This is a genomic window from Streptomyces sp. NPDC002958 (assembly GCF_055563255.1).
This window is the reverse complement of the sequence record NZ_JBVHDS010000066.1, coordinates 1-4,960: the sequence shown is the minus strand read 5'-3', so window position 1 is coordinate 4,960 and position 4,960 is coordinate 1. Positions and strand designations below refer to the sequence as shown.

The following is a 4,960-nucleotide window of genomic DNA, read 5'->3' as shown; positions in this document are numbered from 1 at the left end:
GGCACCGTCCTGATCACCGGCGGCACCGCAGGCCTCGGCGCCCTCTTCGCCAAGCACTACGCCCAGGCCTACGGAGCCAAGCACCTCCTGCTCCTGAGCCGTCGTGGCACCGCCGCCGACGGCGTCGCCGAGCTCGTGGCGGAACTGACCGAGCTGGGCGCGCAGGTGGACATCGCCGCCTGCGACGTCACCGACCGTGCTCAACTCGCAGATCTGATCGGCTCGCTGGACCGCCCGCTGACGGCGGTCGTGCACGCCGTCGGCGTCCTCGACGACGTCACCATCGAGTCCCTCACCCCGGCCCAGAGCGTCCGCGTCCTGCAGGTCAAGGCCGAAGCCGCTCTGCACCTCCACGAGCTGACGGAACATCTGGGCCTCGCGTCGTTCGTGCTGTTCTCCTCCATATCCGCCCTCCTCGGCGGTGCCGGTCAGGGCAACTACGCCGCCGCCAACGCGGCCCTGGACGCCCTCGCAGCCACCCGCCGCGCCGCCGGGCTCCCGGCGACCTCCCTCGCCTGGGGCCTGTGGACCGAGGCCGGCGGCATGGCCACCACCCTCGGAGAAGCACAACTGGCCCGCCTCGAGCGCGCCGGCCTCGCCGGCCTCTCCACCGAACAGGGCCTCGAACTGTACGACGCCGCACTGCGTCTGGATGCCGCACAGCTGGTACCCGTACGACTCGACCAGTCGGCCCTGCGCGACCAGGCCCGCTCCGGCCTGCTCCCCGCCCTCCTGCGCGGACTCGTACGGATGCCCGCACGCCGCAGCCAGCCCGCGGGCGGCTCCCTCTCCCAGCGGCTTGCCGAGACGGCCGAGGCCGACCGTCCTGGTCTGGTCCTGAAGCTGGTACGGACCCAGGCCGCCGCGGTACTCGGCCACGCCTCAGCGGCCACGGTCGAACCCGGCCGCGCCTTCAAGGACCTGGGCCTCGACTCCCTCGGCGCCGTCGAACTCCGCAACCGCCTCACCCAGGCCAGCGGCATACGACTCCCCTCCACCCTCGTCTTCGACCACCCCACCCCGCAGGCCGTGGCCGCGCTTCTGCTCGGCGAGGCCGGGGGGACGGACACGGCCAAGGCACGACCGGCGGCCCGGGCGGCCCGCAAGGCCGTCGATGACGAGCCTCTGGCCATCGTCGGCATGAGCTGCCGCTACCCGGGCGGGGTCACCTCGCCCGAGGAGCTGTGGCAGCTCGTCGCCGAGGGCCGCGACGCCATCACCCCGCTGCCGAACGACCGCGGCTGGGGCGAGGGCCTCTACGACCCGGACCCGGAGCAGACCGGGAAGATCTACACCCGGGGCGGCGGATTCCTCGACGGTGTGGGCGAGTTCGATGCCGGGTTCTTCGGCATCAGCCCCCGTGAGGCCCTGGCGATGGACCCGCAGCAGCGGCTGATGCTGGAAGCCGCCTGGGAGGCCTTCGAGGCCGCCGGCATCGACCCGGTGAGCTTGCAGGGCAGCGAGACCGGCGTGTTCTGCGGCGTGATGGCCATGGGCGACTACGGCGGCGGTGCCTCGCAGCCCGAGGTGGAGGGCTTCCGCCTCGCGGGCAGCACCACGAGCGTGCTGTCGGGCCGGGTGTCCTACACCCTTGGCCTGGAGGGCCCGGCCGTGTCCGTCGACACCGCCTGCTCCTCCTCCCTCGTCGCCCTGCACCTGGCGGCGCAGGCCCTGCGCTCCGGTGAGTGCTCCCTCGCGCTGGCTGGCGGCGTCACGGTGATGTCCGGCCCGTTCCTGCTGACCGAGTTCAGCCGCCAGCAGGGTCTGGCCGAGGACGGCCGCTGCAAGCCGTACTCCGCCGCCGCGGACGGCACCTCCTTCTCGGACGGCCTGGGCCTGCTGGTCCTGGAGCGCCTGTCGGACGCCCGCCGCAACGGGCACCGCGTGCTCGGTGTCCTGCGCGGCAGCGCCGTCAACCAGGACGGCTCCTCCAACGGCCTCACCGCCCCCAACGGCCCCGCGCAGGAACGCGTCATCCGCCAGGCCCTGGCCAACGCGGGGCTCGCGGCGGGCGAGGTGGACGCGGTGGAGGGCCACGGCACGGGCACGCGTCTCGGTGACCCGATCGAGGCGCAGGCGCTGCTGGCCACCTACGGCCAGGAGCGCGAGCACGGCCCGCTGCGGTTGGGCTCGATCAAGTCCAACATCGGCCACACGGCTGCGGCCGCGGGCGTGGCGGGCGTCATCAAAATGCTCAAGGCCATGCAACACGCCACCCTGCCGGGCACCCTGCACCTCGACGCTCCCTCTCCGCACGTGGACTGGACCGCCGGTGAGGTGCGTCTGCTGGCCGAGGCCGAGCCGTGGCCGGCCTCCGAGGGCCGCCCGCGCCGCGCGGGCGTCTCCTCCTTCGGCATCAGCGGCACGAACGCCCACGTGATCATCGAGGAGGCCCCGGCTACCCTCACAAGGACCACGGATGGCACCGGTGGGGAACTCCCGGCCGTGCCGGTGGTGGTGTCGGCGAAGTCCGGTCCCGCACTGCGGGCGCAGGCGGAACGCCTACGCAGCCACCTGACCGCCCGACCGGAATCCGGGCTCCTGGACGTCGGTTTCTCAGCCGCCACCACCCGGGCGCAGTTGGAGCAGCGCGGTGTGGTGGTGGCCGGTGACCGGGAGGAACTCCTCGCGGGCCTGGCCTCGCTGGCCGCCGGCGAGCCCGGAACGGGGGTCTTTCAGGGCCGTCCGGTGGGTGGTAAGACCGCCTTCCTGTTCACCGGGCAGGGCGCCCAGCGCGCGGGGATGGGTCTCGAACTCGCCGCCGCCTACCCGGTGTTCGATGCCGCTCTCGACGAGGTTGGCCGCGAGATCGACCCGCTGCTGGGCCGTCCGCTGCGCGAACTCCTCGCCGCTGAAGACGCAACCCTGGACGCCACCGAGTACACCCAGGCCGCCCTCTTCGCCATCGAGGTCGCCCTCTACCGACTCGTCGAGTCCCTCGGCATCCACGCCGACTACCTCATCGGCCACTCCGTCGGTGAAATCGCCGCCGCACACGTGTCGGGAGTTCTCTCCCTCGCGGATGCGTGCACCCTGGTCGCCGCCCGCGGCCGACTGATGGGCGCACTGCCCACCGGCGGCGGCATGGCCGCCATCCAAGCCGACGAATCCGAGGTCACCGAAGCCCTCACCGGCTTCGAGGGCCGCCTCGAGATCGCCGCGATCAACAGCCCCCGCTCGATCGTCGTCTCCGGCGACCTCGACGCCCTCGACACATGGCTGCCCCACTGGGAAGAACAAGGCCGCAAAACCACCCGCCTGCGCGTCAGCCACGCCTTCCACTCGGCCCGTATGGAACCCATGCTCACCGAGTTCCGAACCATCGCCGAAAGCCTCACCTTCAACCAGCCCCGCACGGCTGTGGTCTCGAACGTCACCGGCCAGGTCGTCAGCGACGAACTGACCGACCCCGGCTACTGGGTCCAGCACGTCCGCCACGCCGTCCGCTTCCACGACGGCATCCGCACCCTCCACAACCAGGGCGTGACCCGCTACTTGGAGCTCGGCCCCGACGGCATCCTCACCGCACTCACCCGCCAGTGCCTCGACGACGAGGACGGGACCGTCCTCGCCCCCGCACTGCGCGCCCGCCAGCCCGAGGCGCACGTGTTCGCCGCCTTCCTCGGCCACGCCCACATCGCCGGCATCCCCGTCGACTGGAACACGTACTACACCAACACCGGCGCCCAGCACACCAACCTGCCCACCTACGCCTTCCAGCACGAGCACTACTGGCTCGGCTCCGGTGGTGGCGTGGGCGACGTCACCTCTGCGGGACTCGACTCGTTCGGGCACCCTGTGCTGGCTGCCGCCGTGCAGGTGGGTACCGGGGACAGCTGGCTGTTCTCCGGGCGTATCTCCCGCGAGTCCCAGCCCTGGACCGAGGACCACATCGTCCTCGGCGCGCTGATCGTGCCGGGCGCCGCCCTGGTCGAGCTCGCACTCTCCGCCGGCCGACACATCGGAACTCCCGCACTCGAGGAACTCGTACTCGAAGCACCCCTCGTCCTGGACACCGACACCGCCCGCCAGCTCCAGGTCACTATCGGAGAACCGGAGGAGGACGGACACCGCGAGGTCGCCCTCTACAGCCGTTCCGGCTCGGAGGCCGTGTGTCACGCGCGCGGCCGGCTGACGGCCGGGCCCGCCGCACCGGCCCGGGAGCTCCCCACCGCCTGGCCGCCCGCCGGAGCCGTCCCCGTGGCAGCGGACAACCTCTACACGGAGCTGGCGGACGCCGGGTACGAGTACGGCCCCCTCTTCCAGGGTGTCCAGACCGCCTGGCGCTCCGGAGACGAGCTGTACGCCGAGCTCTGCCTCCCCGAGGGGACCTCGGTCGAGGGCTTCGGCATCCACCCGGCCCTGTTGGACGCCGCCCTGCACGGCGGCCTCGAGTGGCTCGACGGCGGCGAGAACTCCTCGACGACCGCGCTCCCCTTCGCCTGGTCCGGTGTCCACCTGGCGCGCCCGGCTGGCTCGTACCTCCGTGTACGGGTCGCCCGCGCAGGTGAGAACGCCCTGCGGATCGACCTCGCCGACGCCGACGGCACGCCCGTGGCGGGTGTGGACAGTCTCGCCTTCCGACCGGTGGCACGGGCCCAGCTCGGCGCGGCGGCCGGTCTCGTTGGCGGGCACGAGTCGCTGTTCCAGGTGGAGTGGGTCCCGGTGGCCCTGCCGGAGGCAGTACCGCCGCTGCGGGTCGAGCGGATCGGTGGGGACACGTACACGGATCTCGCGGCACTCGCCCGTGCGGTCGCGGACGGGGTTCCGGTGCCGGAGGTCGTCGTCGCCGAGGGCGTGCGCGCCGCGTCGGCTCAGGAGACCACGGAGGGTGCGCTCGCTCTGCTCCAGCAGTGGCTGGCGGCCGACGCACTCGCCGATGCCCGCCTGATCGTGGTCACCCGGGGCGGCATCGCGGCCGCCCAGGGCGAGGCCCCCGACCTGGCACAGGCCCCGGTCT

Annotated in this window: 1 protein-coding gene; it reads left to right on the top strand. The window is 72.7% G+C overall.

The genetic code is table 11. The annotated features are described in order from the left end of the window. Positions 1-4,960: type I polyketide synthase (locus ACZ3IC_RS34010; protein WP_467422564.1), on the top strand; the 4,960-nt coding region annotated here is incomplete at both ends.